The following is a 21,511-nucleotide window of genomic DNA, read 5'->3' on the forward strand; positions in this document are numbered from 1 at the left end:
GGCGGTGAGCGCGAGCGCGCCGCCCCGGGAGAACGTGGCCGCCGCGCCCGCGGCGAGGGTGGTGGCGACCAGCGCGAGCCCGGCGGTCGCGGCCCGGCCGCCCGCCCGGGGCCGCAGGGCGACCAGCAGCGGGAGCGCGGCGACCAGGAAGTAGGCCAGGTCGTTGGGGTCCTCCAGCGGGCCGCTGGCGCGGGTCTCCCCCGCCACGAACAGGCTGTGCAGCGCGCCCGTCGCCGCCACGACCGCGCCGGCGACCGCCGCGCCCAGCACCCACCGCGGCGGGGCCTCGCGGGCCACCACGTCCACCAGCACCGTGGTGAGCAGGAGGAACGGGAGCCAGCGGAGGGCGTACTCGACCGTGTAGGTGCCGCCGGCGTGCAGCGCCGAGGACGCCAGCAGCACCACCGCCAGCAGCCCGAGCAGGGCGTGGAGGGGGTGCGGCGCGGGGGGCGTGCGGTGCCGGACGCGCACGGCGGCCCAGGTGAGCACCAGCAGCGCGGCCGGGAGCTTGGCCAGCTGGCCGTGCCACTGGAGCAGGTAGCCCTCCAGGGGGGCGGCGAAGACGGTCGCGCAGGCGAAGGCCCGCAGGAGGGCGGTGGCCAGGGGGCCGGTCGGCGAACCGGTGGTGGGGAATCCGGCGGCCGGGCGGCCGGCGGGCGAGGACCCGGCCGGCGAGAGCCCGGCCCGCGGAGACCCGACCGGCGGCAAGCCTGCCGGCGGAGGCCCGGCCGGCGAGGGCTCGGCGGCCGAAGGTCCAGGGGCCGGGCGGCCGGCGGCGAGCGGTCCGGTCATCCGGACCGCGCCAGCAGTGCGGCGTCGCGGTCGGGCAGTCCCGCCAGGCGGCGCACGTGCTCCCCGGTGCCCACCACCTCGAAGTGCCGGCGCAGCACGTCGAGCACCCAGCCCAGGAACTCGACCTTGCGGGCCCCCGGCACCGCCATGCCGGGGAAGAACTCCAGGCCCGGCGCCTCGGCCGCGCCCAGCACGTCGGTGGGGTGCAGCAGCAGCGACGGCTGCACCCCGCGCGCCCGGCACAGCCGCACCGCGGTGGTGAAGTAACCGCGGGCCAGGCGCGGCGAGAGCTGGTGCAGCTGGAGCAGGTAGGAGCCGTGGACGGGCACCCGCAGCAGCGGCATCGTGGTCACCGGCAGCTCGACCAGCCCCGCGCCGACGCGCCAGCGGTAGGCGGCGTTGGGCGCGCGGACCCGGCCGAAGCCGCCGAACAGGTCGCGGTCGCCCCCGCCCGGCGCGGTGCGGTTGTGGTAGGCGCGGGCCAGCGGGCCGATCCAGGTGGGCAGGGTGCTGGCGTCGTAGTCGTAACCGCGTTCGGCCAGCAGCTCCAGCAGCTCGCGGGTGACGCTGAAGCCGGGACCGCGGAAGCCGCGGGGCCGGGGCGCGCCCGCGGCGGTGATCGCGTCCTCGGCCCGGACCAGCTCGGTCTCCAGCTCGGCCCGGGAGTAGCGGTGCAGCCAGGGTTCGTGCCCGTAGGAGTGGTTGGCGACCTCGTGGCCGGCGGCGGCGACCGCGGCCACGGCGGCGGCTCCGTCGTCGCGCTCGGCGTCCGCGCCCACCACGAACACGGTGGTGGTCAGGCCGTGCGCGCCGAAGACCTCCAGCAGGCGCGGCACGGCGGTGCCCAGGAAGCTGGGCCGGCGCTCCCACTCCGGGTCGCCGTGGGTCTTCAGGTAGGCCCAGAGGTTGTCCAGGTCCAGCGAGACGCTGGCGGTGCTCATCCGGCCACCCGCACGGGGGTGGCGGCGAGCCGGTCGGCGGAGCCGAGCAGCAGGACGCCGGACACGACCAGCCCGACGCCGAGCACGACCCACCACTCGCGGCCGGGCACGACGCGGTCGCCGAGGGCGGCGATGCCGATCACCGAGGTGACCACGACGGTGGTGGCGTCCATGGTGGCGGCGGTCGAGGTGGCCGAGCCGCGCCGCAGGCCCAGGGCGAGGTAGGACTGCCCGACCAGGGCGGCCGCGACCATGAGCCAGGCCAGCGCGTTCAGCGGGAGGGTGGGCAGCGGCTCGTCGGCGATGGTGCGGCTGGTGATCGCGACCACGGCGAACGCGAGGCCCGCGAACGCCGCCAGCGGCACCACGGCGCGGACCTTCCGCTGCGCCGCGGCGAGCAGCGCCAGCGGGAGTCCGAAGAGGACGAACGCGGCGAGCGGCGGCAGGTCGCGCGCTGTGGACGGCGTCGCGGCGGCCACCAGCAGCACGAGCCCCAGCGCCATCACCGCGAGCACGGCGACCTCCACCGGCCGCACCCGCCAGCCGAGGACGAGCACGCCGAACAGGGTGGCCAGGCCGACCGCGCACGAGGACCCGGCCTGGACCAGGTAGAGCGGCAGGTCGGCGCGGGCGAGGAAGGCCAGCGCGAACCCGCCCAGCTGACCGGCGAAGCCCAGCAGGTACAGGCGGTCGCGCGCGAGCCGGGCGAGCAGGCCGGGACCGCCGAGGTCGTCGTCGGCGCGCCGGGAGGCGACCGACTGGGCGACCACGCCCAGCGCGTACATCACCGCGGACGCGGCGAGTTCGAGGTAACCAGTCACGCGACCCTTCCCCAGCGGGGGCGATCCGATGTTCGGAGGGGCAGCGTAGGACGCGGGAGGCGGCTTCTCTTTCGAGCGATAGGCAACTACACGAGTGAGTGAACTCCCTGATTACGCAACGGTTTATCGGCCGCCCGGGTTGGCCGCCGCCACCCCGATCCGGGTGAGCCGGCCCGGTCAGCCGCGGTGTTTCACCACTGCGCCGGTGCGGCGCACCCGGGACCGGCGTGGCCCATCCGGGACCGGCGTAGCCCACCCGGGACCGGCGCGGCGCACCCGGAACCGGCGTAGCCCACCCGGGACCGGCGTGACCCACCCAGGACCAGGCCGGCCCACCCGGAACCGGCGCGGCCCACCCACGCCGGCCCACCCAAGGCCGATCCGGCCCACCCGCGCCGCCCCAAGATCGTTCCGCTGTTGCCGGATCAGCAACTTTTGTTGTCACCGACGCGGGCCGGTGCGGAGCATTGGGGCATGACCACGACCGAGGAGTTCTGGGAAACGTTCTACCGCGAGCACGAGCGGGTCTGGACCGGCAACGTCAACCCGCTGCTGGCCCGCGAGGTGTCCGAGCTGACCCCCGGCACGGCGCTGGACCTGGGCTGCGGGGAGGGCGGGGACGCGCTGTGGCTGGCCGCGCGGGGCTGGCGGGTCACCGCGGTCGACGTGTCGGCCGTCGCGCTGGAGCGGGCCGGGGCGCGGGCCGCCGAGGCGGGGCTGGCCGAGCGGGTCGAGTGGCAGCGCCACAACCTGTCGCTGTCGTTCCCGGCCGGGGAGTTCGACCTGGTGTCGGCGCAGTTCCTGCACTCGACGACCGAGGCGGAGGGCGAGCGGAACCGCATCCTGGCGCGGGCGGCCGGTGCCGTGGCGCCCGGCGGGGTGCTGCTGGTCGTCGGTCACGCCGGGTGGCCGACCTGGCAGGTGGGCGACCGCCCGGAGTACCACTTCCCCACCAACGCCGAGGTGCTGGCCGGGCTCGACCTCGACGAGGGCTGGTCGGTCGAGGTGGACGAGTCGGTGGTGCGGGAGCTGACCGGCCCGGACGGCGAGCCCGGCACGCGCGCGGACCACGTCCTGAGGCTGCGCCGGGGCCGCTAGCCCGGCGGGCGGCGGGACCGGATCACGGCGGACCCGCGAACAGGCCCAGCTAACAGGCCCCAGGAGCAGGCCCCGGGAGCGGTCCCGGCGGGCCCGCGAGGTGCGGACCCGCCGGGAACCCCGGGTCAGGGACGCGGCGTGGCGTAGACGATCCGCTTGCCGTCGTGCTCGGTGACGGTCCACAGCTGGTTGCGGCTCGACCAGTAGGACAGGTCCTCGACCCCGATGGCCACGTCGTGCTCCGCGCCGTCGGTGGCGAGCACCCCGATGCCGCCGCGGACGGCCGCCTGGAGGTGGCCGGGACCGGTCGTGCCGCCGCCGGTGCTGTGCAGGTACCAGCGGTTGGCGAAGGACACCGCGCCCTGCACCCTCGGCTTGGGCAGGCGGTCGGCGCTCCGGGCCCGCCACAGCCCGTTGCCGTCGGTCAGCGGCGTGCCGTCGACGAAGTTCAGCGGCCAGGTCGCCACCCGGCCGTTGCGGTCCGGGTCGCCCAGGTCGGAGCAGTACTCGCCGGTGGTGATCAGGTCCGGCTCCGTGCTGCGGTCCAGGGAGATGTAGGAGAACTTCTGCGGGCCGGAGGCGTTGCACCCGTGGTCCGGCGGGAACGAGGCCAGGCCGCTCGGGTTGCTCCACCCGTAGGTCTGGGGCATGACGTACCGGTAGCCGTAGCTGTAGAAGGTGCCGTCCTGCCTGCCGACCCGGTCCGGGTCGGTCACGTCGCCGTTGGCCGCCGACTTGACGTCGAAGATGTAGCGCATGTCGAACACCCGGATGCCGCGCCGGGTGTCCACCAGGTACAGGAAGTTGCCGTACCAGACGATGCCGCCCGCGTGGACGCTGCCGCCGTCGCCGGACTGCGGCGTGGTCACGGCCTCGTAGGAGGCGTTGCCGGAGTTGTTGACGAAGGGGTAGACCAGCAGCACGTGCTGGTAGTTGCCCGTGTCGGTGTCCAGGAAGGACACCCGGACGCCCTTGGCGGGCGAGGTGTCCTTGTTGTACCAGCTGACCAGGATGGCCTGTTCGTCCCCCCACAGCTCGTCGTCCTGGGCGTCGGCGACCGTGGTCACGCCCTGCGGCATCCACTGCGTGGTGTTGGTGTCGCCCTCGTTGAAGCAGAACTTGCCCACCACGTGGCGGTCGTTGGTGTTCAACGCCGGCGAGGTGCAGTCCGCGCCCTTGGGCGCGTCGGTCCGGTTCGCCTGGAGCAGGATGTTCTGCACGCCCAGCTTCGGCAGCTGCTCGTCGAGCAGGCCGACGACCGAGTGCAGGTTGGCGTTGCTCGGGACCAGGACGAAGTCGCCCAGGGACGGCGCGGTGGCCGCCGCGGCGGTCGCGGGACCGGTCAGGGATGCGGTGAGCACCGCGGACACGGCGAGCAGGGACACCGCGTTCCGGTTCCTCATGAGCCTCCTCCGGGATCGGGTCGGGAAGAACCCGTTCACCCTACTGAGGAGTACACACGTTGTGCCGCGCCGGCCCCGACCTCAGGCCAGCAGGTCGGCCAGGGTGGTCAGGGCCTGCCCCAGGGGCAGGTCGACGCGGACGGACGCGTGCGCGTCGCCCCTGGTCTCGCCCCGGTTGACGATCAGGACCGGGGTGCCCGAGGTCGCCGCCCGCCGGACGAACCGCAGGCCGGACATCACCGTCAGCGAGGAGCCCAGCACCAGCAGCGCGGCGGCCCCGTCGACCAGCTCGCCGCACCGCTCGACGCGCGGCCTGGGCACGTTCTCGCCGAAGAACACCACGTCCGGTTTGAGCACTCCCCCGCAGTCGGCGCAGTCGACCAGCCGGAACGAGCGCACCTCGGCCTCGGCCAGGTCCACGTCGCCGTCGGGGTTGATCCGGGACGCCTCGGCCGCGAAGTCCGGGTTGGCCGCGCGCAGCCTGCGGTCCAGCTCCTCGCGGGGGCCGGTGCGGCGGCAGTCCAGGCAGATCACCCGGTCGAGGCTGCCGTGCAGCTCGACCACGTCGGGCGTGCCCGCGGCCTGGTGCAGGCCGTCGACGTTCTGGGTGATCACGCCGGTCACGCGGCCGGCGGCGTGCAGGCGGGTCACGGCGAGGTGGCCCGCGTTGGGTCGGGCGCGGGCGATGGTGCGCCACCCGAGGTGGCTCCGCGCCCAGTACCGCCGCCGGCCCGCCGGGCTGCCGACGAACTCCTCGTAGGTCATGGGGGTGTGCTTGCGCAGGCTGCCCGCCGCGCCCCGGTAGTCGGGGATGCCGGATTCGGTGGACAGGCCCGCGCCGCTGAGCACCAGGACCCGGCCCGCCGCGAGCGCCCGCACGACCTCGTCCAGGCTCGTGGTGCGCGGCAGCGGCGCGCCGGTGGCCGTCCAGCTCAGCGTCGGCCGTGTGCGCATGGCACCCAGGTTACGTGGCCGGACCGACATCCCGGGGTCTCGTGGCGCGCGGCCGCGGGACCGGGGTCACCTGGCCGGGCCGGTGGACTCGCGGATCACCAGCTCGGGCGGGTTGACCCGCACGGGGGCGTCCTCGACCTCGCCGAGCGCGGCGAGCAGCACCCGGGCCGCCGCCTGCCCGAGGCCGACCAGGTCCTGCCGCACCGTGGTCAGCCGCGGGTGCACCAGCTCGCTCAGCGGCAGGTCGTCGTGGCCGATGACGGACAGCTCGCGGGGCACGTCGACGCCGAGCCGGCGGGCGGCGCTGAGGCCGGCCACGGCCATCGAGTCGTCGGCGAACAGGATCGCGGTGGGGCGCGGGCCGGCGAGCAGGTCGGCCACGCCCACCGCCGCGCCCGCCGGGGTGAAATCGCCGTCCACCACCGAGGGGCTGGGCACGAAACCGTTCTCCCCCAGCACCTCCTTGAACACCCGCTTGCGGTGGTGGGTGTGCACGCGGCTCCCGGGGCCGCACAGGTAGGCGATGCGCCGGTGGCCGTGCCGCAGCAGGTGCTCGACGGCCTGGCGGATGCCGCGGTCGGGGTGGGTGGCCCGGACGGACGGGATCGGGTCGTCGTCCCACGGGGTGCCGACCAGCACGGCGGGCAGGCCGAGGTCGCGCAGCAGCGCGAAGCGGGTGTCGCCGACCCGGCTCCCGGTGAGCAGCACGCCGTCGACCCGGCCCTCCTCGGCGAGCCTGCGGTAGGCGGCCTCCTCGGCGCCCTGCTCCCCGCCGACCACGTGCAGCAGCAGGCCGTAGCCCCGGGGCGTCAGCTCACGCTCGATGCCGTCCACCAACAGGGTGAAGGGCGGGTCCGTGCCGGGCAGGCCAGGCCCGCGCCGGAGGACCATGCCCAGGGCGCGGGTCCTGGCGGCGCGCAGGGCGACCGCGGTGGCCGACGGCGTCCACCGGAGCTTGGCGGCCGCGGCCAGCACGCGCTCGCGGGTGGCCGTGGAGATGCCGCTCTTGCCGTTGACGACCTTGGACACGGCCGAGACGGACACGCCGGCGAGCGAGGCGACGTCGGAGATCGTCGGCTTGCCACTTCCTCCCACGCGGAAAACGGTACACCTGGCTCTGAACAGGGCTCGACTGATTTTTGGTAAAACGATATACCTGTGTCGTGCGGCCCGGTCCGGGCAGGCTCACCGGCTCGGGCGGCGCGCGGGTACCGGCGACCGACGTGCGCGGGCCGGGGCCGGGGGAAGTCCGGTGCGGGAGTGCGGAGGAACGAGTGAGGATCACGGCGGCGGACGTGGTGGTGACCTGCCCGGGGCGCAACTTCGTGACCCTGCGGGTGACCACGGAGGACGGCCTGGTCGGCCTGGGCGACGCGACGCTCAACGGCCGGGAGCTGGCGGTGGCGTCCTACCTGGCCGACCACGTGGTGCCGCTGCTGCTCGGGCGGGACGCGCGGGCGGTCGAGGACACCTGGCAGTACCTGTACCGGGGCGCGTACTGGCGGCGCGGTCCGGTGACCATGGCCGCGATCGCCGCCGTGGACACGGCCCTGTGGGACATCAAGGCCAAGGCCGCCGGAATGCCGCTCTACGAGCTGCTGGGCGGCGCGTGCCGGGTCGGCGCGCTGGCCTACGGGCACGCGTCCGGGCGGGACCTGCCGGAGCTGTTCGACTCGATCCGGCTGCACCTGGAGCGGGGGTTCCGGGCCATCCGGGTGCAGACCGGCGTCCCCGGCCTGGGAACGGTCTACGGCGTCGCGTCGTCCGCGGCGGGCGGCGGCGACCGGTACGACTACGAGCCGGCCCGGCCGACCGCGCTGCCGGTCGAGGAGGTCTGGGACACCCGCGCGTACCTGCGGCACCTGCCGGGCGTGTTCGAGGCGGTGCGCCACGAGTTCGGGCCGGAGCTGCCGCTGCTGCACGACGGGCACCACCGGATGACGCCGATCGAGGCCGCCCGGCTGGGCAAGGCGCTGGAGCCCTACGACCTGTTCTGGCTGGAGGACGCCACCCCCGGCGAGGACCAGGCGGCGCTGCGGCTGATCCGGCAGCACACCACCACCCCGCTGGCCATCGGCGAGGTGTTCAACTCCGTGCACGACTACACCACGCTGCTGGGCGAGCGGCTGATCGACTACGTGCGGTCGGCGGTCACCCACACCGGCGGCGTGACCGCGATGAGGAAGCTGCTGGACTACGCCGCCGTGCACGGGGCCAGGTCCGGGCTGCACGGGCCCACGGACATCTCGCCGGTGGGCATGGCCGCGGCGCTGCACCTGGACCTGGCGGTGCACAACTTCGGCATCCAGGAGTACATGCCGCACACCGCGCGGACGCTGGAGGTCTTCCGCACCTCGTACACGTTCACCGCCGGCCTGCTGCACCCGTCCGACGCCCCGGGGCTGGGCGTGGAACTGGACCTGGACGCGGCGGCGCGGTTCCCCTACCGCGCCGCGTACCTCCCCGTGAACCGCCTGGCGGACGGGACCGTCCACGACTGGTGAGCGCGTGCGGCAGACGGGCGGTCAGCCGCGGAACACGGCCCGCACCAGCGCGGCGTCGTACGGGCGGTTCCCCGACTGCACCGGCATGGTGTCGGGCGGGCGGGCGCCGACCAGGTCGGCGGCCCCCGGCGGCAGGCCGACCCAGTGGTCCACCAGCTCCACCACCACCGGCTCGCCCGGGGCGAGCTCGCAGGTGATCTCGCGCGGCGCGGTGCCGTACAGCTCCAGCTGCCGGCCGCCCAACCGGTGCCCGCCGAACCGGCAGCTCCCCCCGGGCAGCGTCACGTGGGTGCGCCAGGCCCGCTCGCCGGGCGTGATCCGCAGGCGCAGCGCACCGGGGCCGGGCAGCACCTCGGCGGTCGGGGCGGGCAGGTCCAGCACCGGGGCGTCGGCCCGCAGCGCCGGCTCGGGCAGCGGCGGCGCGGCGACCCGTTCCGGGTCCTCCCCCAGCACCCGCCGGGTCCACTCGTCGGTCTCCGGGTCGCCGGAGAGCCAGTCCGCCCGGCCCGCCTCCGTGTCCAGGCGGTAGACCAGCGCGTTCGGCCGCGGCTCGGCCGGGCTGAACCCGAACCGCAGGGTGCCCGCGGCCAGCAGCGCCACCGCCACCGCGCCGACGACCAGCGCGCCGTGGCGCGGCAGCCCGCCGAGCAGCGGCAGCAGCAGCACGCCCGCCAGCAGCGCGAACACCACGCCCACCGCCGCCATCGGCATCCCCAGCGCCACCAGCAGCGTGCCCACCAGCGGCGGGTAGACCGCGGCGGCGACCAGCGGCGGCAGGAACGCGAGGCGGGGCCGCCACAGCGCGAGCAGGCCCACCGCCAGCGGCCACTGGAACAGGAAGCTCGCGCCCGGCACGAGCACCGCGGTGACCGCGAGCAGCACGGCGGGCAGCACCAGCACGCCCCCGACCACCTCTTCCGGGGCACGCCCCCGCACCAACCGCGCCGCGCCGAGCAGGACCGCCAACCCCAGCACCGCGAACCCGGCGACGAACCAGCCCCGCTCGTGGGGCTCGGACAGCGCCAGGAACGCCAGGCCCGGCCGCAGCGCCGCCACCGCCGCCCACAGCGCGAACGTCAGCGCCCCCGCCACGACCACCGCGCCCGCCGCCACCCCGGCCACGAACAGCACCCGCAGCCGCCGCACCACGACCAGGACCAGGAACGCGCCCACCGTGACGGCCGCCAGGAGCGCCGCCGACCACACCGGGTAGCGCACCAGCACCCGCGAGAACAGGTCGAAGTACACCGCCGACCCGCCGCCCGCCGCGCTCAGGTCCCGGTCGCCCAGCTCGCGCACCAGGCCCACCATCGTGTCGCCGTGGTGCTGGAGGCTGCCGCGGTCGAGCCGCGACACGTCGTCGTAGGGCGAGTGGTAGTCGTGGACGTGCTCGATGAACGCGCTGTTGAGCCCGCGCGCCCCGGCGGCGAGGAACGCGCTGAAATCGCTGTAGTTCGGCATCAGCCGGTAGACCTCGGCGGCCAGCGAGTTCGCGATGGGCCTGCCGGAGGCCGCCGCGAACGCCGACACCAGCGGCCCGTTGTCCGGGCCAGTCTCGAACATCCACACCGGCCCGCCGCTGCCGCGGGCCTCCCAGTTCAGCACCGCGCCGTAGTCGCCGACGCCGTGCCGCCGCACGAACGCCTCGGCCCCCAGCGTCCCGGCCTCCTCGCCGTCGGTGAACAGGAACACCACGTCGTTGCGCACGGGCCGCTGCCCCAGCGCCCGCACGGTCTCCAGCATCGCCGCGACCGCCGCGCCGTCGTCCGCCGCGCCGGGGCCGGTGGGCACCGAGTCGTAGTGCGAGACCAGCAGCAGCGCCTTGCCGCCGGAGGCGGACGGGTCGGTGCCGCGCACCCTGGCGACGACGTTGTGGGTCGTCGCGACCCGCTCCACCCCGCGCCACGCGCGGACCACGTCGTCGGACTCCACCGACACCTCGGCGCCGAACCCGCGGGCGGCCCCGGCGACGTACTCGCGCACCCGCGCGTTGTCGGCCGAGCCGATCGGGTGGGGCCGCTGCGCGACCGCGCGCAGGTGCTCCTCGGCCCGGCCCGCGGCGAACTCGGCGGGCGGGGCGTCGGCGCGCGGGGAGGGCGGGCGGAACGCCAGCACGGCGAGCGCGCCCACCGCCGCGACCACCACGAGCAACACCGCCACCGACCACGTCCGCTGGAGCACCGGCCGACCTTAGACCGCCGCGCGGCGGACGGGAACCGGTCCGCGACGGGGCCGCGGCTTTCGGGTACCCGCAGCACATGCCCCGACGCCGCGCGCGTCGCCGCCGAACGGACGACTGGGGTGCTACCGGTGCGCGCGGCGGACCCGTAACGTCAGCCGGCGCTGTGAATCAGGAGGCCAGATGGACATCCGGGACCAAGTCTCCACCGAGGAACCCTTCGCCACCGCGCTGCGCGCCGCGATCGCCGCCCGCGGCCTGGGCCTGGACCGCATCCGGCAGCGGCTGCTCGACCGGGGCACGGAGATCAGCGTCGCCGCGCTCAGCTACTGGCAGTCCGGCCGCAGCAAGCCCGAGCGGCGCGGCTCCATCCAGGCCGTGCGGCACCTGGAGGAGGTGCTGGGGCTGGCACCCGGGTCGCTGACCGGGCTGCTGGGCGAGCCCAGGGCGCGCGGGCGGACCCGGCGCACGGTCGACGCGCCGGGGCTGGAGGACATGTGGCCCGACCGCGAGCGGATCGAGCCGGTGCTGTCCCTGGTCGACCGGGACGAGGCGATGAGCAGGATCACCCTGCACATCGCCGTGGAGATCGCGGCGGACCGGGGCGTGCGGACCGTGCGGACCAGGCAGGTGCTGCGCGCCGAGCGCGACGGGGCCGACCGGTGGGTGACGGTGCACGACCTCACCCAGCCCGGCCCGGCGCCGCGGATCGAGCCGATCCGGTCGTGCGAGCTCGGCCGGGTGGTCCGCGTGGAGGAGGAGGGGGTGGTGGCCGCGGAGCTGGTGTTCGACCGGGTGCTGGCGCGCGGCGAGACCATCGTGGTCGAGTACGCGTCGGTGGTCGACGGCCCGCCCTACCCGCGCGGCGACGACACCTATTGCAGCCAGTTCCGCACCCCGGTGCGGGACTACGCGGTGGAGGTGCAGTTCGACCCGGCGGCGCTGCCCAGGTCGGTCCGCCGGTACGTGGTCAAGCCGGACGGGTCGCACCCGGTCGAGCACCAGCGGATGGCGGTGTCGCCGGAGGGCTACACGCACGCGGTGGCGCTGGGGTTCGGGCCGGGCATGTTCTGCGTGGCCTGGGAGTGGCCGGACTAGCGCCGGGAGCCCCGCCGGCCGCGTGATATCGGTCGACACGGGCGGTGGGCGCGGCGCACCATGTCCGCCGTGCTCACCGCCCCCACCGGCCACACCGCCCGGCCGCCCGCCCTCGACGACGCCGAAGCGATCCTGCGGCTCGTGCACGCCTGCACGACCCCGGTGATCGGGTTCGGCGACTACACCCTGGACGACGTGCGCGACGAGCTGGGCAGGCCCGGCCTCGACCCGGCGCGCGACGCCTGGCTGGTCCTCGACGGCGACGAGCCGGTGGGGTACGCGACGGTCGAGGGGCGCGGCGACGGCGCGCGGGCCGACGTGGACGTGGTGTCCGCGCGGCCGGCCGTGGTGGACTGGCTGTTCGAGCGGGCGCTGGCGCGGGCCCGGGAGGTCGCCCGCGCGGCCGGGCACGCCGAGGTGGTCGTGGACCAGGGCGTCTACCGGCAGGACGAGGCGCTGCGGGGGAAGGTGGCGGCGCTCGGGTTCGCGGTCGGCACGACGTTCCACCGGATGCGGGTCGACCACGCCGGTGCCGTGCCGCCGCCCGCGCCGATCGCCGGGCTGGTGCTGCGCCGGGCCGACGACGACGGGGTGCGGCGGGCGGCGCACGAGGTGTGGAACGGGTCGTTCGCCGGGCAGTTCGGGTTCACACCGAAGACCTACCGCGAGTGGCACGAGGCGCAGGACCGGAAGTCGATCTTCGACTGGTCGGGGCTGTGGCTGGCGGAGCTGGCCGGCGCGCCGGTCGGGTTCCTGGAGCGCACCGACCAGTTCGCCGACGAGGACCGCGGCTACGTGGGCCACCTGGGCGTGCTGCCCGCGGCGCGCGGCCGGGGCGTGGCCGGGCACCTGCTGCGGCACGCGTTCCACCTGGACACCGCGGAAGGTCGGGTCGGCACCGTGCTGCACGTCGACTCGAACAACCCCACGCCCGCGCTCGGCCTGTACGAGTCGGCGGGGATGCGGCCGGTGCTGGTGATCGACGTGTGGCGCGGCACGTTCCCGACCTGACCGGCCGCGGCGGGCCGGTGCCGGCGGTGGGTTCGGTCGGGTCGCGTGGTCGGGTCCGGCGGTCAGGCGAAGCGCTGGCCGTCGATCAGCCACCCGCCCCCGGTCTTGACCAGGGTGTAGATGTGCTGCTCGGCCTGGCTGCGGCCGTCCTTGTACCGGTAGGTCACGGTCGCCGCCACCTCGTTCACGCCCACGGCCCGCACGTTGCCGAGGGTGACCGCGCTCATCTGGCCCCAGAACGCCCGGTAGTCGCCGAACGTGGGCGCGAACCGGGCCTTGAAGCCGTCGGTCAGCCGCGCGTAGCCGGCCTCCAGGTCGTTGCCCGGTAGCAGGGCGTAGTAGTTGCCCACGGCCTGGTCGGCCGGGACGTCGGCGGGCGGCTGCTCGGGCGGGGGCGTCGTGGTGACCTCGGGTGCCGGGGTGGTGGTCGTGGTCGTGCCGGGCGGCTGCTCGCCGGTGGGCTCCACGGGCGGCTGCTGCTGCCCGGCCGTCGTGGTGACCTGCGTGGTGGTGGTGGCGCCGCCGTCCGGTCCCGCAGTCCCCGGGTCGTCCCCGTCCCGGTTGAGCAGGTAGACCACCACGGCGACGGCGACCAGCGCGACGACGCCCAGCGCGATCAACGCCTTCCGGTCGCCCCGCCGCTCCTCGCGCTCGGGAGCGGGGGACGATGGGGGCGGCGCGGCCGGGGGAGGGGGCGTCGGCGGGGCGGCGGGCCGCTGCGCCGCCTGCGGCTGCGGCTGCGGGGTGGGCGTCGGCGTCGGTGGCGGGGTCGGCTGGGGAGCTGGTTCCGAGACCGGTTCCGGCGTCGGCTCCGCGACCGGTTGCGGGGCCGGTCCGGGTTCCACCGAGGTCAGCGTGGCCAGCGGGGTGGCCAGCAGCGCGGTCCGGTCGGGCTTGTGGTCGAACCGCACGTCCCGGAGCATCCGCTCGGCCTCGGGCATGGTCGGCCGGGTCTCCGGGTCCGGGTCGAGCAGCCGCATCAGCGCCGGCCCGAGCGGACCGGCGTCGGCCGGCGGCGCGAACTTGCCCTCCGCGACCCGGTGCAGGAGCGCGATCGTGTTGCCGTCCACCCCGAACGGGGGATCGCCCTGCACCGCCGCGTACAGGGTGGAGCCGAGCGCGAACACGTCGGCGGGGAAGCCGCCCTTCTCGCCCCGGGCCACCTCCGGCGCCAGGTAGGCGGGGGTGCCGACGAGCATCCCGGACGCGGTGACGGTCACCTCGTCGGCCGCGCGCGAGGTGCCGAAGTCGGTGACCTTGACCGTGCCGAACTCCGTGACCAGCACGTTCCCGGGCTTCACGTCGCGGTGCACGACCCCGGCCGCGTGCGCGGCGGCCAACCCGGCCGCCAGTTGGCCGCCGAGCCGCACCACCTCGTCGGGCGGCAGCGTGCCGCGCTCGGTCAGCACCGCGGCCAGGCTCCGCGACGGCAGGTACTCCATGATCAACCACGGGTGGCCGTCGTGCTCGACGACGTCGTACAGGGCGATCACGTTGGGGTGCTGCAACCGGGCCGCGATCCGCCCCTCGCGCACGGCGCGGTCGATCGACTCCTGGTCGAACCCGCTGCGGGACAGCAGCTCCTTCACCGCGACGACGCGGCGCAGGCGCGTGTCCTCGGCGCGCCAGACCACGCCCATGCCGCCCGAGCCGATCCGCTCGGTCAGCCGGTACCGGCCTGCGATCGTGCGGTCCTCCACCGGTGCTCCCAACGTCGTGCGCACGTTCGTCGCCAGGGTTACCCGATCAGGTGATCATTCGAACGTGCGTGTCAGTCCTAGCACCTCAGGCAAGCTTTCGTCCGCTCACCACGCTGATCCGCCCGGTCGCGCGGACGGCCGACCCCTTCGCCGGCCCGATCCGGAACGCGGCGGTTCAGCAGCCGGTCCGCGCCTACCGCCAGCGGGGCTCGTCGGAGCCCCACAGCGAGGGCCCGCGGTCCCAGGTCGTCGGCGCGCCCGCGTAGCGCACGGGCGGCAGGGCGTGGCGCAGCGGCCCGTACGGCGAGGGGGTCGTGGTCAGCCACCGCCCGGGGTCGTGATCGCCCTCGGGCGCGGACGCGCGGACCTCGTGCAGCAGCCAGGAGGCCGTGCCCGCCAACGACAGCCGCACGTGCCGCCCGCCCGGCTCGGCCAGCCCGCGCAGCACGGCCGCCGCGAGCAGGTAGCCGGTGCCGTGGTCGAGCGCCTGGGCCGGGAGCACGCCCGGTCCGCCGTCGACGCCCTCCACCGCGGCGATGCCGGTGGCCGCCTGCACGAGGCTGTCGAACCCGCGCCGCGCCGCCCACTCCCCCGCGTACCCCCAGGCGGACAGCTGGGCCACGACCAGGCCGGGCCGCCCGGCCAGGAGCGCCTCGGGGGCCAGGCCGTGCCGGTCCAGCGCGCCGGGCCGGTAGCCGGTGACCACCACGTCCGCGTCGTCGAGCAGGGCGTCCAGGGTCCGCCGGTCGGCCGGGTCGTCCAGGTCCAGCGACGTGGAGCGCTTGCCGATACCGGTGTCCGCGTGCGCGTGCGCGTCCTCGGGCAGCCGGGGGCTGTCCACCCGCAGCACGTCCGCGCCCAGGAACGCGAGCACGCGGGTGGCCACCGGGCCCGCGATCACCCTGGTCAGGTCCAGCACGCGGACGCCGTCGGCCGGGCGGTCCGCCGGGGGCGGCGCGCGCCGGTCGCCGGTGGTGCGCCGGACCTCCACCAGGGGGCGCCGGGCGGGGTCGGGCGCGGTCGCCACCACCACGGCCAGCCCGCCCGCCGCGTACGCGGTCTCCTGCACCTCCAGGGCCTGCCGCGCGGCCAGCTCCCGCGCCAGGGCGTCGGGGTCGTCGGGCACGCCCAGCGCGCTCAGCAACCGTTCGCGGTGGTGCGGGTAGTTGGCGTGCGTGCGCACCCACCCGTCGGCCGTGCGCCAGAACCCGGACAGCGGCGCGAACGCCCCGCCCGCGCGCCCGTCGACCCGCAGGTGCCGTTCGCTGGTGAACGCGACCGCCACCGCGCCCTCGTCCACCACCACCTCCGGCACGGGTCCGCCGTTGCGCAGCGCCAGCAGCCCGACCGCCGCCAGCGAGCACGCGCCGACCGTCGCGCGCGCCGCCTCCCGCACCGGCAACCGGGCGGGCAGCACGTCGCCCGCGCCCCGGTAGGACACCTCCCCGGCGGAACCGCCGAGCGCCGCCCACACCCGTCCTGTGACCTCGTCCACGGAACCAGTGTGCGCGGCGGGGCGTCGGGATTGTCGGACCTGCCGCGTAGGGTCCGCCACAGGTCGGTCGAGCAGGGGGTGTGACGTGCGCAGGTGGGAACTCGTCGAGGGCGGGTCCGCGAAGTTCTGGGAGGTCTCCCGGGACGGGGCGGTGGTGACCGTCCGGTTCGGCCGGTTGGGTTCGGCGGGCCAGGAGAAGGCCACCGAGCTGTCCTCCGAGGACACCGCGACCGCGCACGTGGCGAAGCTGGTGGCGCAGAAGGAGAAGAAGGGGTACCGCGAGGTGGCCGGCTCACCGTCCACACCGGCCACCGGACCTGTCGCTCCCGCCGCCACACCCACCTCCACACCCGCACCCGTTGCCACGCCCACCGCCACAGCCACTCCCGCTGCCACACCCCTTGCCACCCCCTCTCCCGCCGGACCGCCCACCACCACCGACCTGCCGGACGAGACGGCCTTCGCGCTGCCGCGCAAGTGGTGGCGCCACGTGCACCCCCGGCGCGGCGGGCAGGTGCGGCGGCCCGCGAAGCCCGACCCCGACGCGGTGGAGCCGGTGCGCGCGGCGCTGGCCTCGTTCCCCGCCACATCATGGCAGGCGCTGGACGAACCGGGCAGCGAGCGGCAGCTCGTCGACGCCGCCCTGGCCCTCCTGGCGGGCGAGGCCACACCGCTCGGCGCGGGCGTGGTCGCGCAGCTCATCGCGGCCGAGGGCATCCCGCAGGCGGCGGTGCTGGCCCGGCTGGCCGACGCGTGGGCGGTCGAGCACGGCCTGGCCTTCACCGCGCGGGCGGCGGTGGAGGCGAAGCGGGTGCAGGTGCACTGGACGAGCTCCGGGCGCCGGGAGACGCCGCGCACCCTCCGGTTCGCCACGCCGCCGCAGGGGCGGCGTTGGCACTACTCGCCCGGCGTGGTGGCGGCCCGGGTGCGGGAACTGGTCGCGGCGGCGGCGGACGCCGAGGAGGAGGCCGTCCGGTCCGCTGTGGAGGATTGCCTCGACGACCCGGTGGCCCGGTTCGCGGTCACCTACCTGATGCCGCACCGCCTGGACTGGGTGGAGCGGGTGTGCGCCGAGGTCGAGGCGGGCGGCGACCAGGACGACTGGCTGGAGCTGGTGCTCGCGCTGGGGACGGCCGGGCAGCTGGAGCGCGCCCTGTCCTCCGAGTCGGTGAAGTGGCGGCTGACCCGCCCCGACGTGCTGCACACGGCGGTCGACGGCATCGGGCCGGCCGTGGCCCCGGCGCTGGCGCCCCTGCTCGACGAGGACCTGTCGGCGGACTTCCGCAAGGTGCTGCTGGAGGTGTTCGCGGAACTGCCCGTCGACGAGGCGTTCGACCTGCTGCTGCGGCGGCTGGACCGCAAGGGCGTCCAGCCCGCCGTGCTGGCGATGTCCCGGCGCTACCCCGCGCGGGCGCTGCGCCGGCTGGCCGCCGCGTCCGGCGACACCGCGCGCCTGCTGCTGCGGGGCCACCTCCAGCGCCACCCCGACCTGCCCGACCGGGTGGAGCTGGGCGACGCGGAGCGGGCCGTGGTCGAGGAGGTGCGCGGGCAGGCCGCGCGCCGGGTCGCCGCCTCGGCCGAGGGCCTGCCCGAGCTGCTGGTCCGTCCACCGTGGACGGTGAAGCGCCGGGTGGTGAAGCCCCCGGTGGTCGAGGGCCTCACCGCGCCCGACCTCCGGGCGGTCGAGTGGCGGGAGGGCGAGCGCGAGTCCTGGCTGGCCAACGGGAAGGCCCGCTTCCGGTGGTCCGGGACACCCGGCTGGGACCAGGTCGCCGGGTCGTTCCACACCGGCGGGCTGCACTGGCAGGCGCGCAACGCGCTGCTCGTCCACGGGCCCGAGGTGCTGGTGCGCCCGCTGCTCGCCCGGTGGGAGCCGTCCGCGTCGTGGGGCGTGGAGGAGCTCGCCAAGGCGGTCGTGGCGCGCTTCGGGGTCGACGCGCTGCGCCCGGCCTGCCTGGTCGCGACGAGCCGGCCGCCGTCGGGCGTCGCGGACCTGGTGCAGCCGCTCGTGTCGCCGGAGGTGGCCGCGCTGGTCGCGGACTGGCTGGTGCGGTTGAAGAGCATGCGCGCGCCCGCGGTGGCGTGGGTGCGCCGCCACCCCTCGGCCGCGGCCCGGTTGCTGCTGCCGGCCGCCGTGGGGCCGGTCGGCCCGGCCCGGCGCGCGGCGGAGGCGGTGCTGGAGCTGGTGCCCGAGCAGGCGCGGGAGGCGGCGCGCGAGCAGGGGCCGGAGGCCGGGCGGGCGGTCGAGCACCTGCTGACGGCGGACCCGCTGGCGGCGCTGCCCGCCAGGGTGCCCGTGCCGGGCGACTGGGCGGACCCGGCGGTGCTGCCGCAGGTGATCGCGCGGGGCACCGGCCTGGCGCTGCCCGACGAGTCGGTGCGCCACCTGCTGACCGTGCTGGCGCTGACCGGGCCGGACGGGTCGTTCCCGGGCGTCGAGGTGGTGCGGGAGGTCTGCGAGCCCGGTTCGCTGGCGCGCTTCGGCCGGGAGCTGTTCCGGCTGTGGACCACCGCCGGGATGCCCGCCGGGGACGGCTGGGCGCTGACCGCGCAGGGTGCCCTCGGCGACGACGACACGGTGCGGGCGCTGGTCCCGCTGATCCGCGCCTGGCCGGGCGAGTCCCAGCACAACAGGGCCGTGGCGGGCCTGGACGTGCTGGCCGCGATCGGCACCGACCTGGCGCTGGTGTCGCTCAACGGCATCGCGCGGAAGGTCAGGTTCAAGGGCCTCAAGCAGCGGGCCCAGGAGAAGGTCGAGTCGGTGGCCGAGGGGCTCGGGCTGACCGCCGAGCAGCTGGCGGACCGGCTGGTGCCCGACTTCGGCCTGGACGACGCGGCGACCCTGGTGGTCGACTACGGGCCCCGCCGGTTCACCGTCGGCTTCGACGAGCAGCTCAAGCCGTTCGTGCTCGACGAGGACGGCAAGCGGCGCAAGGAGCTGCCCAAGCCTGGCGCGAGGGACGACCAGGAGAAGGCGGCCGCCGAGCACAAGCGGTTCGCGGTGCTGAAGAAGGACGTGCGGACCGTGGCCGCCGACCAGGTCGACCGGCTGGAGCTGGCGATGGTGCTGGGCCGCCGGTGGAGCGCGGCCGAGTTCCGCGACCTGCTCGTGGGCCACCCGCTGCTGTGGCACCTGGTGCGGCGGCTGGTGTGGGTGACCGACGGCGGCGCGTCGTTCCGGGTGGCCGAGGACCGCACCTTCGCCGACGCGTCCGACGACGCCTTCGCGCTGCCCGGGGACGCGCGGGTCGGGGTGGCGCACCCGCTGCACCTGGGCGGCGACCTGGCCGCGTGGTCGGAGGTGTTCGCGGACTACGAGATCCTCCAGCCGTTCCCGCAGCTGGGGCGGCCGGTGCACGCGCTGGGCGACGGGGAGCGGCGCGCGGCGCGGCTGGAGCGCTTCGAGGGCTCGGTGGTGCCGGTGGGCCGGCTGCTGGGCCTGACCACGCGGGGCTGGGTCCGGGGCGAGCCGCAGGACGCGGGCGTCGAGGGCTGGATCACCAGGCCCCTGGCGGACGGCGGCGCGGTGGTGGTCAACCTGGACCCCGGCATCGCCGTGGGAATTCCGCACGAGTTCCCGGAGCAGAAGCTGACCGACATCTGGGTGAACGACGGCGGCGGCGGGGAGTGGCGGCCCCGGAGCGGCCGGACCTTCGGGGAGCTGGACGCCGTGACGGCCTCCGAGCTGCTGGCCGAGTTCACCGCCCTGACGAGCTGACCGCCCGTCCTTCCCGCGACCAGGAGTGCCCGAGATGACCGATCCACGGCTCCAGCGCCCGCCCGCCGAGGTGCGGTTCGCCGACGAGCTGGCCCGGCTCCGCGAGGACGACCAGGCTCCCCGCCCACCCGGCTGGGCGCTGAGCATGTCGGCCGCGCGGCGGTTCGTCGTCGGCGACGAGCGGGCCGGGATCAGCCGGAAGTTCGTCGGGGACCCGTCGCTGGTCGACCGGTCGCTGGTCACCCTCGCCACCAGCCGGGGCCTGATGCTGGTCGGTGAGCCGGGCACGGCGAAGTCCCTGCTGTCCGAGCTGATCGCGGCGGCGGTCAGCGGCGGGTCGACCCTGACGATCCAGGGCGGCGCGGCCACCACCGAGGACCAGATCAAGTACTCGTGGAACTACGCGCTGCTGGTGTCGGAGGGCCCGTCGACGCGGTCGCTGGTGCCCGCGCCGGTGCTGCGCGGCATGGCCGAGGGCAAGGTGGTGCGGTTCGAGGAGATCACCCGCTGCCCGCTGGAGGTCCAGGACAGCCTGCTGTCGCTGCTGTCCGAGCGGGTCGTGGCGATCCCCGAGCTGCCCGGCCCGGACGGCATGGTGTTCGCCCGCGACGGGTTCGCCGTCGTCGCCACCGCCAACACCCGCGACCGGGGCGTCAACGAGATGAGCGCGGCGCTCAAGCGGCGGTTCAACTTCGAGACGGTGTTCCCGATCGCGGACTTCCGCACCGAGCTGGCGCTGGTCGAGCAGGAGGCGACCCGGCTGCTGGAGCGGTCCGGGGTCGGGGTGCCGCCGCGCCGGGACGTGCTGGAGGTGCTGGTCCGCACGTTCCGCGACCTGCGCGGCGCGGGGCAGCCGGCGGACCGGCTGTCGACCGTGATGAGCACGGCCGAGGCGGTGTCCGTGGCGCACGCGGTCGGCCTGCGCGGCTGGTACCTGCGCGGTGAGGCGGGATCGCCGGAGGACGTGGTGGAGTGCCTGGCCGGGACGGCGGCGAAGGACAACGCCGACGACCTGGCCCGGCTGCGCCGCTACCTGGAGCAGCAGGTGCCGCGCCGCACCGGGGAGCAGTGGCGGGCGCTGCACCGGGCGCGCCACCTGCTGCCGGGCTGATGGGCGCCGTCTTCATCGGCGTGCGCCACCACAGCCCGGCGTGCGCGCGACTGGTCCGCGAGACCATCGAGGCGCTGCGGCCGGCGCACGTGCTGGTGGAGGGGCCGGCGGACGTGAACGACCGGCTCGACGAGCTGCTGCTCGGTCACGAGCTGCCCATCGCGATCTTCACCTACCACCGCGACGGGGGCCGCGCGCACGCCTCGTGGACACCGTTCTGCGACCACTCGCCGGAGTGGGTGGCGCTCACCGCCGGTCGCGAGGCCGGCGCGCGGGTGTCGTTCATCGACCTGCCCGCGTGGCACCCGGCGTTCTCCGACCGCGGCAACCGGTACGCCGACGCCGAACTGCGGTACGCGGAGGTGGTGGACCGGCTGTGCCGCGAGTTCGCCGTGGACAACGTGGACGCGCTGTGGGACCACCTGGTGGAGGTCGCCGACCCGACCGGGCTGGCCGAGCGGCTGACCGCGTACTTCGACCTGGTGCGCGGCGACACCGCGGCGGGCGAGGCCGACACCGCGCGCGAGGCGCACATGGCCGAGTGGGTGCGGGCGGCCGTGGCCGACGCGGGCGACCGGCCGGTGCTCGTGGTGACCGGCGGGTTCCACACCCCCGCACTGCGCGCCCTCACCGCCGCCACCTCCTCCGGTCCCGCCGCGCCCGACCCCACCACCTCCAGCCCCACC

Annotated in this window: 15 protein-coding genes and 1 pseudogene; 7 read left to right on the top strand and 9 right to left on the bottom strand. The window is 75.9% G+C overall.

Annotation, left to right across the window (positions count from 1 at the left end; translation table 11 throughout):
• The 3 genes and pseudogenes from ACFP3R_RS11240 to ACFP3R_RS11250 all read right to left on the bottom strand — a co-directional run.
• Nucleotides 1-708, bottom strand: a pseudogene (locus tag ACFP3R_RS11240) (hypothetical protein); the annotation flags it as partial.
• A gap of 80 nt (nucleotides 709-788) precedes the next feature.
• Entirely contained in the window at nucleotides 789-1,733 is a 945-nt protein-coding gene (locus ACFP3R_RS11245; protein ID WP_380635273.1) for a polysaccharide deacetylase family protein, read from the bottom strand.
• Entirely contained in the window at nucleotides 1,730-2,554 is an 825-nt protein-coding gene (locus ACFP3R_RS11250) for a hypothetical protein (RefSeq protein ID WP_380635275.1), read from the bottom strand. The genes ACFP3R_RS11245 and ACFP3R_RS11250 overlap by 4 nt, the downstream gene beginning before the upstream one ends.
• Before the next feature lie 474 nt (nucleotides 2,555-3,028).
• Between ACFP3R_RS11250 and ACFP3R_RS11255 the strand changes: the two genes are divergently transcribed.
• On the top strand, nucleotides 3,029-3,652 hold the full coding sequence (locus ACFP3R_RS11255) for a class I SAM-dependent methyltransferase (RefSeq protein WP_380635276.1): 624 nt from the start codon (nucleotides 3,029-3,031) through the stop codon (nucleotides 3,650-3,652).
• 125 nt (nucleotides 3,653-3,777) lie between these two features.
• On the opposite strand, the gene ACFP3R_RS11260 is transcribed toward ACFP3R_RS11255, so the two are convergent.
• The 3 genes from ACFP3R_RS11260 to ACFP3R_RS11270 form a co-directional block, all read right to left on the bottom strand.
• Nucleotides 3,778-5,055 (bottom strand): hypothetical protein, encoded by a 1,278-nt coding sequence (locus ACFP3R_RS11260; RefSeq protein WP_380635278.1) that lies wholly within the window; start codon nucleotides 5,053-5,055, stop codon nucleotides 3,778-3,780.
• An 81-nt stretch (nucleotides 5,056-5,136) separates the two neighbouring features.
• Nucleotides 5,137-6,009 (bottom strand): NAD-dependent protein deacetylase, encoded by an 873-nt coding sequence (locus ACFP3R_RS11265; protein WP_380635280.1) that lies wholly within the window; start codon nucleotides 6,007-6,009, stop codon nucleotides 5,137-5,139.
• Nucleotides 6,010-6,075: 66 nt separating this feature from the next.
• A complete protein-coding gene (locus ACFP3R_RS11270) occupies nucleotides 6,076-7,104 on the bottom strand; it encodes a LacI family DNA-binding transcriptional regulator (protein ID WP_380635282.1) in 1,029 nt (342 codons plus the stop codon).
• A 179-nt stretch (nucleotides 7,105-7,283) separates the two neighbouring features.
• Between ACFP3R_RS11270 and manD the strand changes: the two genes are divergently transcribed.
• Nucleotides 7,284-8,513: a D-mannonate dehydratase ManD gene (gene manD / locus ACFP3R_RS11275; RefSeq protein WP_380635283.1), complete on the top strand. Its 1,230-nt coding sequence runs from the start codon at nucleotides 7,284-7,286 to the stop codon at nucleotides 8,511-8,513.
• A gap of 21 nt (nucleotides 8,514-8,534) precedes the next feature.
• Here the strand turns inward: manD and ACFP3R_RS11280 are convergent, their stop codons facing one another.
• Entirely contained in the window at nucleotides 8,535-10,694 is a 2,160-nt protein-coding gene (locus ACFP3R_RS11280) for a M20/M25/M40 family metallo-hydrolase (protein ID WP_380635285.1), read from the bottom strand.
• Between the two features lie 181 nt (nucleotides 10,695-10,875).
• Here ACFP3R_RS11280 and ACFP3R_RS11285 point away from each other — a divergent pair, with 181 nt between their 5' ends.
• The gene (locus ACFP3R_RS11285; protein WP_380635286.1) at nucleotides 10,876-11,790 is read left to right on the top strand and encodes a hypothetical protein; all 915 of its coding nucleotides are present in this window, start codon (nucleotides 10,876-10,878) and stop codon (nucleotides 11,788-11,790) included.
• 69 nt (nucleotides 11,791-11,859) lie between these two features.
• Complete coding sequence (locus ACFP3R_RS11290) at nucleotides 11,860-12,801, top strand: GNAT family N-acetyltransferase (RefSeq protein WP_380635288.1); 942 nt, start codon at nucleotides 11,860-11,862, stop codon at nucleotides 12,799-12,801.
• A gap of 62 nt (nucleotides 12,802-12,863) precedes the next feature.
• Here ACFP3R_RS11290 and ACFP3R_RS11295 read toward each other — a convergent pair whose 3' ends face one another.
• On the bottom strand, nucleotides 12,864-14,501 hold the full coding sequence (locus ACFP3R_RS11295) for a serine/threonine-protein kinase (protein WP_380635290.1): 1,638 nt from the start codon (nucleotides 14,499-14,501) through the stop codon (nucleotides 12,864-12,866).
• 193 nt (nucleotides 14,502-14,694) lie between these two features.
• Nucleotides 14,695-15,996, bottom strand: a complete 1,302-nt coding sequence (locus ACFP3R_RS11300; protein ID WP_380635292.1) for a CoA transferase — start codon at nucleotides 15,994-15,996, stop codon at nucleotides 14,695-14,697.
• Nucleotides 15,997-16,081: 85 nt separating this feature from the next.
• Here ACFP3R_RS11300 and ACFP3R_RS11305 point away from each other — a divergent pair, with 85 nt between their 5' ends.
• The 3 genes from ACFP3R_RS11305 to ACFP3R_RS11315 form a co-directional block, all read left to right on the top strand.
• Nucleotides 16,082-19,714, top strand: a complete 3,633-nt coding sequence (locus ACFP3R_RS11305; protein WP_380635293.1) for a DUF4132 domain-containing protein — start codon at nucleotides 16,082-16,084, stop codon at nucleotides 19,712-19,714.
• 34 nt (nucleotides 19,715-19,748) lie between these two features.
• Nucleotides 19,749-20,825, top strand: a complete 1,077-nt coding sequence (locus ACFP3R_RS11310) for an ATP-binding protein (RefSeq protein WP_380635295.1) — start codon at nucleotides 19,749-19,751, stop codon at nucleotides 20,823-20,825.
• A partial coding sequence (locus tag ACFP3R_RS11315; RefSeq protein WP_380635297.1) for a DUF5682 family protein occupies nucleotides 20,825-21,511 on the top strand: 687 nt, incomplete at its 3' end. The genes ACFP3R_RS11310 and ACFP3R_RS11315, both read left to right, overlap by 1 nt.

Origin of the sequence: Saccharothrix lopnurensis (assembly GCF_042658445.1) — a bacterium.
GTDB classification, from domain to species: domain Bacteria; phylum Actinomycetota; class Actinomycetes; order Mycobacteriales; family Pseudonocardiaceae; genus Actinosynnema; species Actinosynnema lopnurensis.